This window comes from Geodermatophilus sp. TF02-6, from assembly GCF_003319115.1.
Classification (GTDB): Bacteria; Actinomycetota; Actinomycetes; order Mycobacteriales; family Geodermatophilaceae; genus Geodermatophilus.
In genome coordinates this window covers 36,843-54,145 of record NZ_QOHF01000010.1, presented here as the reverse complement: position 1 = coordinate 54,145, position 17,303 = coordinate 36,843, and the positions used below count along the sequence as shown (strand labels likewise).

Genomic DNA, 17,303 nt, shown 5'->3' with positions numbered 1-17,303 from the left:
TGCGGCTCCCTGCGGGAGCACACTCCTGCCGGCCGACCTGCGCAACGTCGTCCGAGATGCACCGGCCCTCGACGTCAGGAGCTCCGCATGGCCGTCTCCTCGCCCCGCCCCGGCGCCCCGGCGGAGCCGGCCGGCCCGTCCGGCCCGGGCCTGCGCCGCACGCTGTCGGTCTGGCAGGCCGTCGGGCTGTCCGTGGCGCTGATGGCGCCGAGCATGGCGGCCAACATCAACCCGCAGGGCACCGCAGGCACCGTCGGCCGCGCCGTGCCGCTGGCCTTCCTGCTCGCCGCCGTGGGCGTGCTCCTGGTCGCCTACGGGTTCGTGCGCCTGTGCCAGTACTTCCACCACGCCGGGTCGGTCTACGCCTTCGTCGGCGCCACGCTCGGCGCCCGCGCCGGGCTGGTCAGCGGGCTCGGCCTGTTCGGCACCTACTGCTTCTACGGCGTGGTCACCTCCACCGCCGCCGGCATCTTCGGCACCGACTTCCTCGCCGCGGTCGGCGTGTGGCCCGACCCGCCGTCCTGGGCGCCGTTCGTGCTCGCGGGGCTCGCCCTGCTCGGCGCGCTGGCGCTGACGATCGTGCCGGCCCGCCGGGGGACCGACGTGCTGCTCTCGGTCGAGGGCGCCACCGTCGCGCTGATCCTGGTGATCAGCGCCATCGTGCTGGTCCGGCTGCTGGCCGGCGACGCACCGGCGGGCCAGACCTTCACCTGGTCGGTGTTCTCCGTCCCCCGGGGCACCGACGCGTCGGCGCTGTTCCTCGGCGTGGTCTTCGGTTTCCTCTCCTTCGCCGGCTTCGAGGCCGCCGCCACGCTGGGGGAGGAGGCGCGCAACCCGCGCCGGGACATCCCCCGCGCCATCCTGGGGACGGCGGTCTTCGGCGGCGTCTACTTCACCGTCGTCACCGCGATCGAGGTCATGGGCTTCGGCGCGGACGACGCCGGGGTGGCGCGGTTCATCGCCTCCGGGTCGCTGCTCGGCGACCTCGGCCGCGACTACATCGCCGGCTGGGTCGGCGACCTGATCACCGTCGGCGCGGCGATCAGCGCCTTCGGCTGCTGCCTGGCCTGCACGGTCGGCGCCTCCCGGCTGGCCTACGCCTTCGCCCGCGACCTGCGCCGGGAGGGCGCGCCGCCGACCGGGCTGGCCGCGACCACCCGGGCCGGGACGCCGGGTACCGCGGCGGTCCTGGTGGTCGCCGTGATGGCGGTGATCGCGCTGGTCCTGGCCCTCGCCGGGGGCGGCCAGCCGTTCGAGGTGTTCCTGTGGTCGGGGACGATCGGCACGCTGATCCTGCTGGTGGCCTACGTGCTGACCACGATCGGCGCGATCAGGCTGGTGTTCGTCGAGCGGCGGATGCCCGCGGTGCCGAGGTGGCAGGTGGTCGTGCCCGTGCTCGCGCTGGTCGTGCTGGGCTACACCCTCTACCGCAACGTCGTCCCGTTCCCGTCGCCGAGCGACGGCGCGCCCTTCTGGAACCCGGTCGTCGCCGCGGCCTGGCTGGCCACTTGCGTCGTCGCCGTCCTGGCCGCGCCCGCGGCCGCCCACCGGGCGGGAGCCGCCCTCACCGCCGCCGAGCTGGGCGCCCGCCGGGAGGCCGGTGCCCGGTGAGCGGCCCCACCGAGTCACTGGATCCGGAGTCGCTGGAGGAGGAGCTGGCCGCCCTCCCGCTGGTCGACCACCACTGCCACGGGCTGGTCACCCGCGACCTGGACCCCACGGGGTTCGAGGCGCTGCTCACCGAGGCCGACTGGCCCTCCGCGGCCGACCGGCCGGGCCCGCTCGGCGGGTCGCTGTTCGACTCGCAGATCGGGCTGGCGCTGCGCCGCTGGTGCGCCCCGGTGCTGGACCTGGCGCCGCACGCCCCCGTGGCGGAGTACCTGGCCCGCCGGGCCGAGCTCGGGTGGGCCGAGGTCGACCGCCGCATGGTGGCGGCCACCGGGATCGCCACCTTCTGCGTCGACACCGGCTACCTGCCCGAGCCGGTCACCGCGCCGGAGGAGCTGGCCGCGCTCGGCGGCGGCACGGCCGGCGAGGTGGTGCGGCTGGAGGCGGTGGCCGAGGAGGTGCTCGGCGCCGGCTGCTCGGCCGCGGCGTTCGCCGGGTCCTTCCGGGCCCGGCTCGCCGAGCGCTGCACCGGCGCCGTCGGGGTGAAGTCGATCGCCGCCTACCGGGTCGGCCTGGACCTCGACGGCGCCCGCCCGGACGAGGCCGAGGTCGCCGCTGCCGCCGGTGCCCTGCTGCGCGCCGTCGACCGCGGCGGCCGGCTGCGGGTCGCCGACCCGGTGCTGCACCGCTTCCTCGTCTGGTGCGGGGTCGACCTCGGCCTGCCGGTGCAGTTCCACGTCGGCTACGGCGACGCCGACGTCGACCTGCACCGCTGCGACCCGCTGCTGCTCACCGGCCTGCTGCGGGCCACCGCACCGACCGGCGTGCCGGTCATGCTGCTGCACAACTACCCGTTCCACCGCAACGCCGGCTACCTGGCGCAGGTCTTCCCGCACGTGTTCGTCGACGTCGGCCTGGCCACGCACAACCTCGGGCGGCGGGCGGACGTGCTGCTGGCCGAGCTGCTGGAGCTGGCGCCGTTCGGCAAGGTGCTCTTCTCGACCGACGCCTTCGGGCTGGGCGAGCTGTACCTGCTCGCCGCCGCGCTGTTCCGCCGGGCGCTCGGGAGGCTGCTCGCCGCCGGGGTCGCCGACGACGACTGGACGGCGGCCGACGCGCTGCGCATCGCCGCGGCGATCGGCTCGGGCAACGCCGTCCGCGCGTACCGGCTCGGCGACCGGCTCGGCGACCGGCTCGGCGACCGGTGAGCGGACCCGCCTCGGTCCCGGCGTCGCTCGGGGCCTGGCACCAGCTGCTGGCCGACGCCGTGCGGGCCGAGGTGCCGGGCGCGGTGCGGCTGCGCCGGCGGCTGCACGCCGACCCCCGGTCGTCCGGCCGGGAGGAGGACACCACGGCGGCGGTGGTCGCCGCGCTGGACGCGGGGGAGGGGCGGCCGGCGGCGGTCACCGGGCGGGTGGTGCGGGTGCACTCCGGCGCGGCGCCGACCGTGGCGCTGCGGGCCGAGCTGGACGGCCTGGCGGTGGCCGAGGCGACCGGCGTCCCGTGGGCGGCGTCGGGCGGGGTGATGCACGCCTGCGGGCACGACGTCCACCTCGCCGCGCTGGTCGCGGTCTGCCGGGCGGTCCGGCGCGTCGGCGGCCCGGCGCCGGTGCTCGCCGTGCTGCAGCCGCGCGAGGAGGGGGAGCCGTCGGGCGGGCGGGACGTCGCGGCGTCCGGCGTCCTGGACGAGGAGGGCGTGGGCGCGGTCGTGGGCGTGCACGTGCAGCCGCAGCTGCCCGCGGGCGTGGTGGCGGCGACCGCCGGGCCGGTGAACGCCGCGGTCGACCACGTCACGGTCACCGTCCGCGGGCACGGCGGGCACGGCGCCTACCCGCACACCACGGCCGACCCGGTGCTGGCCCTCGCCGCGGTCGTCGTCGCGCTGCACGCCCGGGTGCCCTCCCGGGTCGACCCGGTGGTCGGCGCGGTGCTCGCGGTCACCCAGCTGGCGGCCGGCTCGGCGTTCAACGTGGTACCCGACACCGCCCGGGCCCGTGGCGGGCTGCGGACCCTGCGACCCGAGGACCGCGTCGTGCTGCACGCGGCGATCGAGGAGGTGGCCCGGCACACCGCGGCGGCTCACGGCTGCACCGCCGACGTCGACATCCGGGTGTCCGACCCGGTGCTGCGCAACGACCCCGACCTGGCGCGGGCCGCCGTCCCGTGGCTCGAGCGGGCCGGTGCGCAGGTCGACGACACCTTCCGGTCGTTCGGCAGCGACGACTTCGCCCACCTGTGCACCGACCGGCCGGGCCTGATGCTCTTCCTCGGCGTCGACGGCGGGGAGCCCGACGCGGCCGGCCGGCGGCCGGGCCTGCACTCCCCGCGCTTCCTGCCCCCCGACGACACCGTCCGGCAGGCCGCCCTGGCGCTGCTCGCCGGCTACCTCGGCGCCGCCGGGCTGCACGGCCCGGTGCCGCCACCCGGCCGAGGGGTGTGAACCCGGCCCGGTGCGGCTACCCGGGGGACGTGGACGAGCCGACGACCGCACCGACCCCCGACGGGGACGAGCCCCCCGGCGCGCCGCAGGTCACCTCCGTGCTGGACGGCGACGTCGCCACCCTGACCCTCACCGGGGAGCTGACCGAGGACGCCCGGCGCCCCCTGGTCCGGACGATGACCGACCTCCTGCTCGGCCGGCCCTCCCTGCAACGGGTGCGCCTCGACCTGCGCGGGGTCACCTACCTCAACTCCGCCGGCATCGCGGTGCTGGTGCAGCTGCAGAAGCTCGGGCAGCCGCGCGGTGTCGACGTCGTGCTGGTCGCCCCGCCGGCGACGGTGGCCCGGCCGCTGCAGCTGTCCGGGCTGTGGCTGCGCTTCCCGGTCGAGGAGGCGGACTGACCCGACCGCCGGCGCGGCGACCGAGCGGCGGACGACCGCCCCGCGCGTGGGTGGCCCGATGAGGGAGGGTGGGACCGTGTCCGACCTGCTCGCCGCCGCCCGCGCCGCCCCCGGCTTCATGCCCGACGACGAGGGGACGGCGCTGTACGAGGCCGCCCGCGCCGTCGCCGTCCCCGGGCCGCTGCTGGAGGTGGGCAGCTGGATGGGCAGGTCCGCGCTCTACCTCGCCGCGGCGGCCCGCGCGACCGGCCGGTGCGTGGTCACCGTCGACCACCACCGCGGGTCCGAGGAGCACCAGCCGGGTTGGGAGTACCACGACCCGTCGCTGGTCGACCCCGCCGTCGGGCTGGTCGACACCCTGCCGCGGTTCCGCCGGACCGTCGCCGACGCCGGCGCCGAGGACGTCGTCATCGCCGTCGTCGCCCGCTCGGAGGTCCTCGCCCCGCTGTGGGCCACCCCGCTGGCGCTGCTGTTCCTCGACGGCAGCCACACCGAGGAGTCCGCCCGCCGCGACCAGGACGCCTGGGTGGCCAAGCTCGCCGTCGGCGGCACGCTGGCCATCCACGACGTCTTCCCCGACCCGGCCGACGGCGGGCAGGCGCCCTACGGGGTCTACCGGCGGGTGCTGGCGTCGGGGGAGTTCGCCGAGCTGCCGGGCACCGGGTCGCTGCGGCTGCTGCGCCGCGACCGCTGAGCGGGCGGGCGGGCGGCGCGGACGCCCCCACTCCCTCGTGGGCATGGGAAGCAATACGTGCGTCCGGGCGCCGCAGACGCATGTATCGCTTCCCATGCCTGGCCGGTCAGCTGACGTAGCGGCGGGCGGTGGAGGTCCGCTGGGCGTGCTCCAGCGCGGCGAAGCGGGCCTCGGCGTGCGGCGGCAGCACCTGGCGCTCGCGCAGCACCCAGGGCAGCCCGCGCAGCGCGTCGAGCACGGCTAGCACGCTCAGCCGGTCGCGGGGGACGGTCCGCAGCAGGTGCCCGGTGCGGCGCAGCGCCGGGCGCAGGGGCCGGCGCAGCCACGTCGTCCACAGGGTGTTGCGGATGCCGTCGCGGCGGCGCTTGTGCGGGTCCCGGGCGGTGCTGGCCTGGTGGTGCACGGTCAGGGCCGGCAGGTAGCACAGCTCCCACCCGGCGGCGGCCAGGTCGCCGGCCATGAGCTCCTCCTCACCGCCCAGCCACAGCCGCTCGGAGAAGCCGCCGACCTCGGTGAAGGCGTCCCGGCGCAGCACCGAGGCGCCGGCGAGGAAGGAGCCCAGCGCCGGGCCGGGCAGCCAGTCGGCCCCGCGGACGGGGGAGTCGCGCAGCTCGGGCACGATCGGGTCCTCAGCCCCGCCGGGCTCGACGAGGATCCGCGCGGTCACCACCGCCAGGCGCGGGTGCGCGTCGAGGGTGTCGACCGCGGCGCGCAGCGAGCCCGGGTCCCACCACGTGTCGTCGTCGCAGAAGGCGACGTAGGGGGTGTCCACCCGGGCGACGCCGAGGTTGCGCCCGATCGCGCCCAGGTTCTCCGGGCTGGCCACCAGCTCCACCTCGGGGAAGTGCGCGGCGACCGCCGCCGCCGTCCCGTCGGTCGAGCCGTTGTCCACGACGACGACGTGCGGCTGCTCGGGCAGGGCGCGCAGCCGGGACAGGGCGAGCAGCACCTCGTCGCGGCGCTGGTGGGTGATGACGACGACCGAGACGCGCGGGTCGGGGCGGCCCTCCTGCAGTCGAAGGACCCCGTCCTCGGCCCCCTCCCGGGCAGGCCCCGTCCCGAGGCTCGCCGCGAGCCTGCGAGGCGGCCCCTCGCAGGGGCCCGCCGCGAGCTCGTGAGCGGTGGGGGGCGAGGGGTCCTTCGAGGGATCCTTCTCCGAGGGGTGGGCAGGAGGGGGTCCTTCGAGGGGCCGGCGAGCGGGCGAGGAGTGGGGGGCAGGGCCCTCCTCCTGGGTGGCCGTCACCGCGCACCGGCCAGGACGCGCAGGTCGGCGCGGACTGCGGGCGGGATCGGCCGGCGCCGGCGCAGCGCGGCCGGCAGGTCGGGCAGGGCCCGCAGCAGCGCCCGCCGCTCCGGCCCGCCGGCGCGGAGGGCCTGTCCGACCAGGCGGGCCACCTCCGGCGCGGGCCGGCGCATCACCGCGGTGAGCAGTCGGCTGCGCCAGATCGCCGTCCGCCGCTGCTCGGGCGGGTGCCGCCGGGCCGACGGGTGGTGGTGCACGGTGACCTCGTCGACGTAGGCCATGCCCCATCCGGCGGCGGCCAGGTCGAGGGCCAGCCGCTCCTCCTCGCCGGGGAAGCGGACGACGGGGTCGAACCCGCCCACGGCCAGGAAGGCCTCGGTGCGCACCATCGCGCCGCAGGCGAGGAAGCCCAGCAGCGCCGGGCCGGGCAGGTCGGCCGGCGTGCCCAGCGGGCTGCGCGCCAGCTCGCTGCAGAAGGGGTCGAGCCGCTCGTCGGGGCCGACCAGGACCCGGGCGTTGAGCACCGCCAGCCGCGGGTGCGCGCGCATCACGGCCACGGCGCGGGCGAGGTCGCCGGGCGCCCACCACGAGTCGTCGTCGGCGAAGGCCACGAACTCGCTGCCGACGCGCTCGACACCGAGCGTGCGGGCGTAGGACCCGACGTTGCGCTCCAGCGGGACGACGGTCACCTCCGGCAGGGCCGCCCGCACCGCCGCGACCGTGCCGTCGGTGGAGGCGTTGTCGACCAGCACGACCGGGGCCTCGTGCCGGGGCAGCGTGGCGAGGAGGTCGTCGCGGCGGTTGCGGCTCATGACGACGACGGCGACGTCGGCGGAGGTGCTCACGGGGTGCCCCTGCCCGCGCCGTCGGGCAGCCAACCCGCCGTCTCCTGTGATCCCTCCGTCCCGGCCGGGGGCAGCGCGCCGGGGTCGGTGAACAGGCGCGAGGCCCCGGTGGCGCCGCAGAGCGCGTCGACGGCCAGGACGACGGCCGCGGCGGTCCACGTCGTCCGCTCGACCGGCCAGCGCGCGTCGTCGGCGAAGACGTACCCGGTCCAGTAGGAGCCGTCGCCGGCGCGCAGGTGCTGCATCGCCGCCACCTGCTCGACCGCGGCGTCCGGCTGACCCGCGGCGGCCAGCGCCAGCGCCAGCTCGCAGGTCTCCGCGCCGGTCACCCACGGCCGGTCGGCGACGCACCGGGCGCCCAGCCCGGGGACGACGAAGCGGTCCCAGTCGGCGGCCAGCCGGGCGGCCGCCGCCGACCCGGTGACCGCCCCGCCGAGGACCGGGTAGTACCAGTCCATCGACCAGCGGGAGCGGTCGGCGAACGCCTCCGGCCGGGTGCGCAGCGCGGTGCCCAGGTCGGTGGCGGCCAGCTCCCAGTCCGGCTGCGGCTGCCCGGTCAGGCCGGCCAGCGCCACGCCGCAGCGCAGTGCCTGGAACAGGCTGGCGTTGCCGGTCAGCAGCGCCGTGTCGTCGGGGGTGCCGTCGGGGCGCAGCGCCCAGCTCACCGCGCCGCCGGGCAGCTGCATGCGGGTGACCAGGTCCAGCCCGCGCCGCACCACCGGCCACAGCTCGCCGACCAGCTGCTCGTCGCCGGTGCACAGCCAGCGGTGCCACAGCCCCACGGCGAGGTAGCCGGCGTGGTTGCTCTCCGCGGCGGGGGAGGTCTCGACGCCGGCCCGGTACTCCGCCGCCCACGACCCGTCGGCCCGCTGCCGGCCGGCCAGCCAGCGGTAGGCGGCGCGGGCCTGCTGGTGCTCGCCGCCGACGTCGAGGGCCATCGCGGCCTCGACGCAGTCCCACGGGTCCAGCTGGCCGCCGCGGAACCAGGGCAGCGCGCCGTCGGCCTCCTGCTCCGCGGCGATCGCGGCGACGGTGGCGCGCACCTGCTCCCCGCGGAGCACCCCCGGCAGCTCGGGCAGCAGCTCAGACAGTGGTCCGCTCCAGACCGGGCTCGGCGGCGACCGGCTCGTCCGCAGCGGCGACCGGCTCGACGGCGACCGGTTCGACGGCGACCGGTTCGACGGCGACCGGTTCGACGGCGAGCGGCTCGTCGGCCACGGCGAGCGGCTTGTCGGCGTAGACGACCAGGCTCTTGCCGAGGACCGGGTCGAGCAGCCGCTCGGCGGTGCGGGTCGGCCACGGCCGCCGCGCGAGGTCCCAGACCAGCAGCCGGTGGTAGGCGCGGACGGCGGCGGTGTCCTTCTCCACGCCGACGGCGCACTTGAGCCACCAGAACGGCGCGTGCAGCGCGTGGGCGTGGTGCTGGCGCCCGGGCACCAGGCCGGCGGCGGCGAGCCGGGTGCGCAGCACGTCGCCGCGGTAGATGCGCACGTGCCCGCCCTCGTTGGCGTGGTAGGCGTCCGACAGCGCCCAGCAGACCCGCTCGGGCAAGTACCGCGGCACGCTCACCGCCACCCGCCCGCCGGGCTTGAGCACCCGGGCGATCTCGGCCAGCGCGGTGACGTCGTCGGGGACGTGCTCGAGCACCTCGGAGGCGATCACCCGGTCGACGCTGGCGTCGGGCACCGGCAGGGCCCGCAGGTCGGCGCGCACCACCTCGTAGGGGGCACCCTCCGGCGCCTCCCCGGCCTCGGCGATCGCGGCGAGCCAGCGCTTGGTCGTCTCCACCTCGGGGACGCCCCAGTCGACCGCCACCACCCGCGCGCCGCGGCGGAAGGCCTCGAAGGCGTGCCGGCCCTCGCCGCAGCCCAGGTCGAGGACGGTCGTGCCCGGCCGCAGGTCGAGCAGGTCGTAGTCGACGGTCAGCACTGTCCCTCCGGTGCGACTCCGGGCTCGATCCGCTCCTCGGTCGCCGGCGCCGCCTGCGGTGCTCCCTCGCCCGTCGTCCTCACGAGCACCCCTTCCGTTCCAGCACCTCGGCGTACCAGTCCGCCGTCCGCTCGGCGGTGGAGCGCCAGGTGTAGGAGGCCAGCACCCGCCGCCGGCCGGCCCGGCCCAGCTGTTCGGCCAGCGACGGCGAGTCGAGGACCAGCGCCAGCGCCGCGGTCAGCTCCCCGACGTCGCCGGCGCGCACCCGCAGGCCGGCCTCCCTGCCGACGACCTCGGGCAGCGCGCCGGCGTCCGTGGCGACCAGCGCGGTGCCGCAGGCCATGGCCTCGACCGCGGGCAGCGAGAAGCCCTCGTAGAGGGAGGGGATGGCGACGACGGCGGCGGTCTGCAGCAGGGTCACCAGGTCGGGCTCGGGCAGCGGCCCGGTGAACCGGACGGCGTCGCGCAGCGCCAGGCGGTCCAGCGCCGCCTCGGCCGGCCCGCCGGGGCGCGCGCTGCCCACGACGGTCAGCCGCACGGGCCGCTCGGTGCGCAGCTTGGCCACCGCCTCGAGCAGGTGCACCAGGCCCTTGAGCGGCACGTCGGCGCTGGTGGTCACCACGATCGACGCCGGGTCGCGCGGCCGGTCGGGCAGCGGCGGGGTGAAGACGTCGGGGTCGATGCCGACCGGGATGACGCCGATGCCCGACGCCGGGACGCCGAGGTGGGTCTCGATGTCGCGGCGGGAGCTGTGCGAGACGGTGGTGACGCCGTCCAGCCGCGGGGCGACGTGGGCCTGCATGCCGGTGAAGGCGTACCAGCGGCGCAGGGTCAGCCGGCGGCGCAGGGACGGCGCGGCGGCGAGCTCGAGGTCGCGGTCGATGGCCACCGGGTGGTGCACGGTGGCCACGGTGGGCAGCCCGGCGCGGACCAGCTGCAGCAGGCCCCAGCCCAGTGACTGGTTGTCGTGCACGACGTCGTACTCGGCCGCGCGGGGCAGCAGCAGCCGGGCGGCCCGCAGGCTGAAGGTCATCGGCTCGGGGAACCCGGCGGTGCCCATCATCGCCCACTCGACCAGGTCGATCCAGTCGCGGAACTCGCTCGGCCGCGGGGTGCGGAACGGGTCGGGCTCCCGGTAGAGGTCCAGGCTCGGCACGCGGGTGAGCGGCACGCCGTCGTCCAGCTCGGGGTAGGGCTGGCCGCTGAAGACCGTGACCTCGTGGCCGAGGGCGGTCAGCTCGCGGGAGAGGGCCCGGACGTAGACGCCCTGGCCGCCGCTGTGCGGCTTGCTCCGGTAGGACAGCAGTGCGATGCGCAGCGACCGTCCCATGGTCGGCGACTCTAACGGCCCCTGGTCACCGGCTCGTTCGCCCGGTGGAGACGCGGCGTCCGGGGCCCCGCGCCGAGCCCAGGAGCCGTCGGCGACGACCGGTGCACCCTCAGCGTCGAGGCCGGGTCGACCGCGGTGGAGAGAGCTCCGACGCCGTTGCGGCCGCGTCGACGACCGAGGCGCCGGTGAGGCTGCTCGTGCGTTCGTGGGCCAGCGCGTTCAGCCGCAGGACGAAGTCGGTGAGCAGCTGCAGCTGCTCGTCGTCGTAGCCGTCGAGCACCTGGCGCACGGTGTCGGCCAGCTCGGTGAAGATCCCGCCGAGCTCTTCGACGTGACGGCCGGTGACGGCGACCACCACCTTGCGGCGGTCGTCCGGGTCGCGGCGGCGCTCGAGGAACCCGCGGCGCTCGAGGCGGTCGAGCATCGCGGTGGTCGCCGACGTGCTCAGCCCGGTGAGCTCGGCCAGCCGCCCGGCGGTGAGCGCCTGCTCGTGCCGGGCGAGCACTACCTGCAGAACCCCGAACTGCCCGGGGGCGCCGGCGTGATCATCTCCACCGATGTGCCCGGGGAGTGGGTCGCCGGGATGCCGGCCGGTACGCCGCAGGCCGGGTGCTCCTCGTCGGCGACGCCGCGCACCTCATGCCACCGACCGGCGGGCAGGGCGGCAACCTCGCGGTGCTCGACGGGTACTCGCTCGGCTGGAAGCGCGCCGCGGTCGTGCGTGGCCAGGCCGGGCCCGGGCTGCTCGACAGCCACGACCAGGAGCGGCGCCCCTACGGCGAGGCGGTCGCCGAGTGGCAGTGCGCCAACCTCGTCGAGCGGCAGCGACCCGACCTCGCCGACGCCACGACGGCTCCGCCCATGGACCCGGCGCGGCTGCTGTTCGGCTACCGGTGCCGCTCGGGTGCGGTGCTGGCGGACGACGGTCCCGACGCCGGCGACGAGCTGTTCGAGGACCCGTTCGCACCGTCCCGTCCGGTCGGCCGGGCACCCGCGTCGTCCACGCACCCCTGCAGCGGGGGTCGAGCCGGTCACCGCGCGACCTGCTCGGCCCGTGGTTCCTCGTGCTCACCGCGGACGTCGACTCCGCCGACACGGCACGCGCGGTGGCCGACCGACTGGGCATCGAGGCGCGGGTGCACCAGGTCGACCCGGAGGGCCCCTGGGCGAAGCGGTCCGGGGCAGGGCCGGTCGGCACCGTGCTGGTCCGCCCCGACGGGGTCACCGCCTGGCGCACCTCCGACCGCGCGGACGCCGCCCACATCGACGAAGCCCTGCGGGCGGTCCTCGACCGCTGACAGGCACCTGCGTCCAACCGAGGCACTGGGCCAGGGTGCGGGCCCGGATCAGGCCGCGGTGACGAGGGGTGGCCCGGTGCGCTGGGGCCCGATGAGGATCTCGGTGCCGTCGGGTCGCCGGGTGCGCCATCGGCCGTCGGGTTGTCGCTCGACGCGGAAGCCGTGGTGGACCTTGGTGTGATGGCGTTCGCAGAGGAGAGCGCTGTTGGTCAGCGACGTCTCGCCGCCGTCGATCTACTCCAGTAGGTGGTGCACGTCGCACCACCAGGTCGGCGCCCCACAGCCGGCGAACACGCACCCGCCGTCGCGCACCTCCGCGGCCCGACGCACCTGCGGCGGGAACAGCCGCACCGTGCGGCTGTAGTCCAACGGCATCCCGTCGGGGCCCATCACCACCCGGCTGACCTGCCCGTCGCAGGCCAGCCACCGCGCCCGAGCGGTGGAGATCTGCCCGCCGGAACCCAACTGCGCCGCGCCCGGGCCGGTGGCCGGGTCGACCAGGTCCTCGACGCCGATCGTGACGATCACGTGCGGCTTGTGCCCGCGCAGGATGGGCAGGGTGCCCGAAGCCAGGGCCAGATCGCCCAGCTGCACCAGCGCGTCGCCCAGCTGCTGGCCGCGGGTGCGCTCATCCCCGGCGCAGCGGCCGGCCTGCACCAGCGACTCCAGCGCGACCTGCAGCTTCTCCCCGCCCACCGCATCGAGGTCGAAGCGGCCGGTGATGCTGCCGTCGGCGTGCCGGACGACCGACAGCCGTCGGCCCTCGGTGGGATCGGGCTCCGGCCCGTCCTGGTCCAGCCGCCTCAGGTAGTGGTGCACCGCCCTGGTCAGGTCGACGTGCGGACGGGTGGCCGCGACCTCGGCGAGCACAGCGTCGACCGCGGCCAGGTCGACCTCCTGGTCCGCAGCGGTAGCCAGGTTCTCCGGCTTGCTGATCGGCGCGACCACGGCCACCTGCTCGGCGGTCACCGTCCCGGCGGCGAACGCCGCGGCCAGGGCCGGCAGGTGCTCGATCGCCCGCCCGGTGCGGACCACCCGCCCGGCCTCGGCCGGGGACAGGTGGGCGTGCCCGCGCAGCCAGGAGGCCATCGTCTTGAGCCCGTCGAACTCGGCGGCGCCGGCGCTCTCGCACTCGCGCACGGTGCGGGTGATCTCGGCGGCGATCCGGTTCTGCGCGACCAGCAGCTCGCGCAGCCGATCCAGCAGCGCCGGACCGAACAGCGGAGTCAGGTCGTCGCCGGCCAGAGCGTCCAGTGCCGAGGACAGCTCGCCCACTCCGACCTCCCCGACTCGTCCGAACACGTGTTCGAAGACTATCCGGTCGCCAGTGTCCGTGCAAGCTGAAAGCGCTGCTCAGAGATGTGTAGGAGTGCTTGGAGCAGCACGGCCCTGTGACAAGTCGGCGCCGCCCGTCCACAGGTGGACGATCGGTCCACAGACCCTGTGGCGCTGGTCCTTCCCGCGCGGCTCGACGCCAGGGTCGCACCGAGGAGGTCGGTGGCCGTCGTCCGGTGATCGCGTCCGCTACCGTCCCCCGGTCGCCGTCGGGAGGTGGGGTGCCGTTCTTCGTCGCGCGCTTCGCGCGCCTGCTCCGTCTGCGGCTGCACGGGTGGCGGCTGCCGCTGGCCGTCGCCGTCTTCGTGTTCCTGAGCAGCTGGCTGGCGATGGCCCTGGTCGAGCCGGCCGCGACCGGCATCGCCGCACCCGGCACGTACTGGTGGTACTTCCTCGTCACCGCGGCCACCGTCGGGTACGGCGACGTCTACCCGGCCTCGCTCGGGGGCCGGGTCGTCGGCCTGTACGTGATCGTCGGCGGCATCGTCACGCTCACCCTGCTGTTCACCCAGCTGGCCGCCGCGCTGCAGTCGGTGCGCGGCAGGAGACTGAGGGGGTTGGTCGCCCTGGACCTCGCCGACCACGTCGTCCTGCTGGGCTACACGCCCGGGCGGACCGCGCGCATCGTCGCCGAGCTCACCGCCGAGGACCGCGTGCAGGTGGTGCTCTGCGCGTGGGACGACGTCCCCGAGGACCCGCTGCCCGACCGGCCGGCGGTCCACTTCGTGCGCGGTGACCTGACCGGCGAGGACGTCATGGCCCGCGCCTGCGTGGCCTGTGCGCGGACGGCGGTGGTCGACGTCCGCGACGACAACGAGGCGCTGGCCGTCGTCCTCGCCGTGGCGCACGCCAACCCCGGCATCCACCTGGTCGCCGCGCTGCGCGACCTCGGCCGGCTGGGCACCCTGCGCTACGCGCATCCGAACGTGCAGGCGGTGCAGTGGCACATGCCGTTCCTGCTGACCGAGGAGGCCAACGACCCGGGGATCGCGCAGGTCTACAACGACCTGATGACCAGCGGCGGGCACGGCAACACCTACTCCACCCGGGTGCCGTCCGGGTTCGCGCACGCCACCTTCGGCGCCTGCCAGACGTGGTTCGGGCAGACCTTCGGCGCCACGGTGCTCGCCGTGCGCACCGACGGCGCGCTCACCGTCAGCCCGGGCTGGGACGCCCCGGTACCCGCGGGCGCCACCCTGTACTACGTCGCCGGACGGCGGATCGAGCCCGCCCGGCTGCGCGCCGGGCGTTGAGGCGTCAGGCGCCTCGCAGCCCGCGGAGGTAGGCCGCCTGGCCGAGGTGCTGCAGGTCGTCGGAGAGCACGCTGACCAACCGGACGCCGAGGGTGACCGGCGGGTCCCAGCGTTCGTCGACCACGCGGTCGAGGTCGTCGTCGGTCAGCCCGGCCAGGAACCGCGCCGTCCGCGCGTGCACGGCCTCGGAGTAGCCCAGCAGCAGGTCCACCGACGGCACCCGGACGGCGGCCACCTCCTCGCTGCTCATCCCGTAGCCGGTGGCCGAGACGTCGACCGGCAGGCCGAACCGCTCGGCCCAGCCCTCCGCCGTCCAGACCTGCTCGGTGCCGGCGACGTCGGCGACGTGGTCGTCCTGCACCCGCAGCAGGTGCCAGACCAGCCAGCCGATCGGGTTGGCGTCCGGTGCGACCCGGTGGTCGAGGTCCTCGGGCGTCAACCCCTCGACGCTCCGGGCCAGCGTCTCCGAGACCTGGTCGTAGGCGTAGCGGAGGAGGTCGCAGCTGCGCATGCGCCGGTCGCTACCCGCCGCGGCCCGCGCGTCAACCGGCCGGTCAGCTGGGTGTGGCCGGGCGGTCGGCGTCCGGGCCGTCCCCGGGCTCGCTCTGCGCCTCGAGCTCGGTGGCCTGCTCGGGGGTCTCCATCTCCACGGCGATGTCCCGGGGCTGCGGCGTCTCGGACGAGGGGGTCGTCATGGCCCGAGCCTGCCCCAGGTCTGGCTCGACCGCCCGCGGGGACCGGTGCCGCCGGCCGCCCGCCGCGGTCCTAGAACCAGCCGAAGGCGTACCCGAGGAGGGCGACCGTGCCGCCGACGACGAGGACGAGGACCAGCAGCACCACCAGCACCGGGACGACGACCCAGCGGCGCTTGAACCGCCACCGCGGGTGGGGCCGGGTGTCGCGGTCGGGGTCCGGCCGTCGTGCCTCGGCCGTCGGGGGCCGTCTGTCGGGGGCCGACGTCCGTTCCCCCGGGGCCGGCGCGGGGCTCGCGTACGAGGTCGGGCCCGCGTACGAGGTCGGGGCAGGGGGTCCCTCCGGGGCCGTGTCCCCTCCGACCGGGGAGTGTTCCCCGGTTCCCCGGCGTCGCTGCCGCTCCGCCGCCCGCTTCTCGCCCAGGCGGTCGGCGAGGTGGCGCGCCTGGTCGCGGGCGTCCCGGGCCACCGAGCCGAGGACGGTGGCCGACGCCGCGGCCAGGGCCCTGAGGTCGGCGGCGTCGAAGCGCACCACCCGGGCACCCTCCGGCGGCGGCCCGGGTCGGCGCGACGACGGGTCGGGCGGCGCCCACCGCGGCGCGTCCTCGGCGGAGGCGAGCGCGGCCTGCAGCTGCCGGCGCGCCTGCTCGGCCGGCATCCGGCGGGCCGGGTCCTTGGTGAGCAGGCCGCGCACCACCGACTCCAGCGGGCCGGCGCTCGTCATCGACGCGGGCTCCTCGTAGACGACCGCCATGAGAGTGGCCATCGGCTCGCCGCGGGAGAACGCGAGCCGGCCCTCGAGGGCGGTGTACAGCGTGGCGCCGAGCGACCACAGGTCCGCCGCCGGGCCGGGCTGCTCGCCGTTGGCGCGCTCGGGCGCCATGTAGGACGGCGAGCCGATGATCGCGCCGGCGGTGGTGATGGTCGGGTCACCGGTGGCCGTCGCGATGCCGAAGTCGGTGAGGCAGGCCCGGCCGTCGCCGGTGACGAGCACGTTGGCCGGCTTGACGTCGCGGTGCACGATCCCGGCCTCGTGCGCGGCCTCCAGCCCGGCGAGCACGTCGAGCCCGATGCGGGCCACGGCCGGCCACGGCAGCGGGCCGTCCTTGTCGACGATCTGCTGGAGGCTGCAGGACTCGACGTGCTCCATGATCAGCCACGGCCGCCCGTCCTCCTCCACCACGTCGTAGACGGAGGTGACCGAGGGGTGGTCGAGCCGGGCGGCGGTGCGGGCCTCGCGCAGCGTGCGCTCGCGCAGCACGCGGCGCTCCTCGTCGGTGAGGTGCAGCGCGAAGGTGACCTCCTTGACCGCCACCGGCCGTTCCAGCCGGGTGTCGGTGGCCAGCCACACGACCCCCATGCCGCCGCGGCCCAGGACCTCGCGGAGCGCGTAGCGCCCACCCACCAGTCGGTCGGCTTCCGGCTGCGCGGTCATGGGCGGACGGTACGCCCGCTCGGGCGTCGGTGCGGGGCCGAGCGCGTCCCCCGGACTCCCACCCGTGGCGCTCTCCCGGCCGCTGGTGGCCAACCGCGGCGAGGTCGCAGTCCGGCTCCCCGGCCAGGGGCCGGCCGCCGGCCCCTGAGCCGGTCGACCGTCCCCGCGGTGACGGAGGTCCCTGTCCGGGCGCGGCCGCCGGCCCCCATGCTCGGGCCCGTGCCGGCGGCGCCCGGAGCCGCGGCGGCGAGGTCGAGGAGGCCGCGATGACCGAGCAGGCCGAGCGGGTCGACGAGGGCGCGTCGCGGGTGGTCGTGGGGGTGGACGGCTCCACCGGCGCGCGGGCCGCGCTGCGCTTCGCGCTCGAGGACGCCGCCCGCCGCGGCGTCGACGTCGACGCGGTCGCCGCCTACCGGCCACCGGAGACCTGGATGGACTTCTACGTCGCCGGCGACTACCAGCACGACCGGGCCGAGCGGGCCGCCGCCGAGCAGGCCGAGGCGTTCGTGGCCGAGGTGCTGCGCGAGGTGCCCCAGCCGGCGCCGCAGGTGCGGGTGCGGGCCGTCCTGGGCGCGGCGGCCGACGTGCTGATCCGCGAGTCGGCCGACGCCGACCTGCTCGTCGTGGGCAGCCGCGGGCACGGCGGGTTCTCCAGCATGCTGCTCGGATCGGTCAGCATGCAGTGCGCGCTGCACGCGACCTGCCCGGTGACCGTCGTCCACTCATCGGAGGCGCACCGCGCCCGGCTGCGGCAGCGCGAGGAGGGTGCCCCCGACGACCGGACGGCGGTCGGCTGACCG

The 17,303-nt window shown here is 76.6% G+C and carries 18 protein-coding genes and 1 pseudogene; 9 read left to right on the top strand and 10 right to left on the bottom strand.

From position 1 onward, the window contains the following. The first annotated feature begins 87 nt into the window (after positions 1-87). The 5 genes from DQ238_RS10900 (at position 88) to DQ238_RS10880 (ending at position 5,143) form a co-directional block, all read left to right on the top strand. Entirely contained in the window at positions 88-1,611 is a 1,524-nt protein-coding gene (locus tag DQ238_RS10900) for an APC family permease (protein ID WP_113781306.1), read from the top strand. Next, positions 1,608-2,816, top strand: coding sequence for an amidohydrolase family protein (locus DQ238_RS10895; RefSeq protein WP_233495878.1), 1,209 nt, complete (start codon positions 1,608-1,610; stop codon positions 2,814-2,816). The genes DQ238_RS10900 and DQ238_RS10895 overlap by 4 nt, the downstream gene beginning before the upstream one ends. Then, positions 2,813-4,048 carry a M20 family metallopeptidase gene (locus tag DQ238_RS10890; protein WP_113781305.1) on the top strand — a complete coding sequence of 412 codons (1,236 nt, stop codon included), beginning with the start codon at positions 2,813-2,815 and terminating at the stop codon, positions 4,046-4,048. Before DQ238_RS10895 ends, DQ238_RS10890 begins: the two co-directional genes overlap by 4 nt. Before the next feature lie 29 nt (positions 4,049-4,077). Then, entirely contained in the window at positions 4,078-4,449 is a 372-nt protein-coding gene (locus DQ238_RS10885; RefSeq protein WP_113781393.1) for an STAS domain-containing protein, read from the top strand. Between the two features lie 76 nt (positions 4,450-4,525). Beyond that, the gene (locus DQ238_RS10880) at positions 4,526-5,143 is read left to right on the top strand and encodes a class I SAM-dependent methyltransferase (protein WP_233495877.1); all 618 of its coding nucleotides are present in this window, start codon (positions 4,526-4,528) and stop codon (positions 5,141-5,143) included. A 106-nt stretch (positions 5,144-5,249) separates the two neighbouring features. Here the strand turns inward: DQ238_RS10880 and DQ238_RS10875 are convergent, their stop codons facing one another. The 6 genes from DQ238_RS10875 to DQ238_RS10850 all read right to left on the bottom strand — a co-directional run bounded on the left by DQ238_RS10875 (position 5,250) and on the right by DQ238_RS10850 (position 10,995). Beyond that, positions 5,250-6,158 (bottom strand): glycosyltransferase family 2 protein, encoded by a 909-nt coding sequence (locus DQ238_RS10875; RefSeq protein ID WP_113781392.1) that lies wholly within the window; start codon positions 6,156-6,158, stop codon positions 5,250-5,252. Between the two features lie 224 nt (positions 6,159-6,382). Then, complete coding sequence (locus DQ238_RS10870; protein ID WP_233495875.1) at positions 6,383-7,231, bottom strand: glycosyltransferase family 2 protein; 849 nt, start codon at positions 7,229-7,231, stop codon at positions 6,383-6,385. Beyond that, on the bottom strand, positions 7,228-8,274 hold the full coding sequence (locus DQ238_RS10865; protein WP_233495874.1) for a prenyltransferase: 1,047 nt from the start codon (positions 8,272-8,274) through the stop codon (positions 7,228-7,230). The genes DQ238_RS10870 and DQ238_RS10865 overlap by 4 nt, the downstream gene beginning before the upstream one ends. A gap of 40 nt (positions 8,275-8,314) precedes the next feature. After that, positions 8,315-9,160, bottom strand: a complete 846-nt coding sequence (locus DQ238_RS10860; RefSeq protein WP_113781302.1) for a class I SAM-dependent methyltransferase — start codon at positions 9,158-9,160, stop codon at positions 8,315-8,317. Positions 9,161-9,239: 79 nt separating this feature from the next. Continuing rightward, a complete protein-coding gene (locus tag DQ238_RS10855) occupies positions 9,240-10,490 on the bottom strand; it encodes a glycosyltransferase family 4 protein (protein ID WP_199506272.1) in 1,251 nt (416 codons plus the stop codon). Positions 10,491-10,599: 109 nt separating this feature from the next. Further along, positions 10,600-10,995, bottom strand: coding sequence for a MarR family transcriptional regulator (locus tag DQ238_RS10850; protein ID WP_158550763.1), 396 nt, complete (start codon positions 10,993-10,995; stop codon positions 10,600-10,602). Between the two features lie 65 nt (positions 10,996-11,060). Between DQ238_RS10850 and DQ238_RS23715 the strand changes: the two are divergent. Together DQ238_RS23715 and DQ238_RS24375 are read left to right on the top strand one after the other, a co-directional pair. Then, positions 11,061-11,228 (top strand): annotated as a pseudogene (locus tag DQ238_RS23715) (FAD-dependent monooxygenase); the annotation flags it as partial. Positions 11,229-11,284: 56 nt separating this feature from the next. Then, on the top strand, positions 11,285-11,788 hold the full coding sequence (locus DQ238_RS24375) for a hypothetical protein (RefSeq protein ID WP_370447513.1): 504 nt from the start codon (positions 11,285-11,287) through the stop codon (positions 11,786-11,788). Positions 11,789-12,022: 234 nt separating this feature from the next. Here DQ238_RS24375 and DQ238_RS10840 read toward each other — a convergent pair whose 3' ends face one another. Continuing rightward, complete coding sequence (locus tag DQ238_RS10840; protein WP_370447512.1) at positions 12,023-13,090, bottom strand: DUF222 domain-containing protein; 1,068 nt, start codon at positions 13,088-13,090, stop codon at positions 12,023-12,025. Between the two features lie 254 nt (positions 13,091-13,344). Between DQ238_RS10840 and DQ238_RS10835 the strand changes: the two genes are divergently transcribed. Then, a complete protein-coding gene (locus DQ238_RS10835; RefSeq protein WP_113781300.1) occupies positions 13,345-14,376 on the top strand; it encodes an ion channel in 1,032 nt (343 codons plus the stop codon). Between the two features lie 4 nt (positions 14,377-14,380). Here DQ238_RS10835 and DQ238_RS10830 read toward each other — a convergent pair whose 3' ends face one another. From DQ238_RS10830 to DQ238_RS10825, 3 genes are all read right to left on the bottom strand, one after another. After that, positions 14,381-14,887 carry a DUF664 domain-containing protein gene (locus DQ238_RS10830; RefSeq protein ID WP_113781299.1) on the bottom strand — a complete coding sequence of 169 codons (507 nt, stop codon included), beginning with the start codon at positions 14,885-14,887 and terminating at the stop codon, positions 14,381-14,383. Between the two features lie 43 nt (positions 14,888-14,930). Then, a complete protein-coding gene (locus DQ238_RS23185) occupies positions 14,931-15,071 on the bottom strand; it encodes a hypothetical protein (protein WP_199506271.1) in 141 nt (46 codons plus the stop codon). A gap of 70 nt (positions 15,072-15,141) precedes the next feature. Beyond that, the gene (locus tag DQ238_RS10825) at positions 15,142-16,503 is read right to left on the bottom strand and encodes a serine/threonine-protein kinase (protein WP_113781298.1); all 1,362 of its coding nucleotides are present in this window, start codon (positions 16,501-16,503) and stop codon (positions 15,142-15,144) included. Positions 16,504-16,769: 266 nt separating this feature from the next. Between DQ238_RS10825 and DQ238_RS10820 the strand changes: the two genes are divergently transcribed. After that, positions 16,770-17,300: a universal stress protein gene (locus DQ238_RS10820; protein WP_113781297.1), complete on the top strand. Its 531-nt coding sequence runs from the start codon at positions 16,770-16,772 to the stop codon at positions 17,298-17,300. Positions 17,301-17,303: the final 3 nt, after the last annotated feature.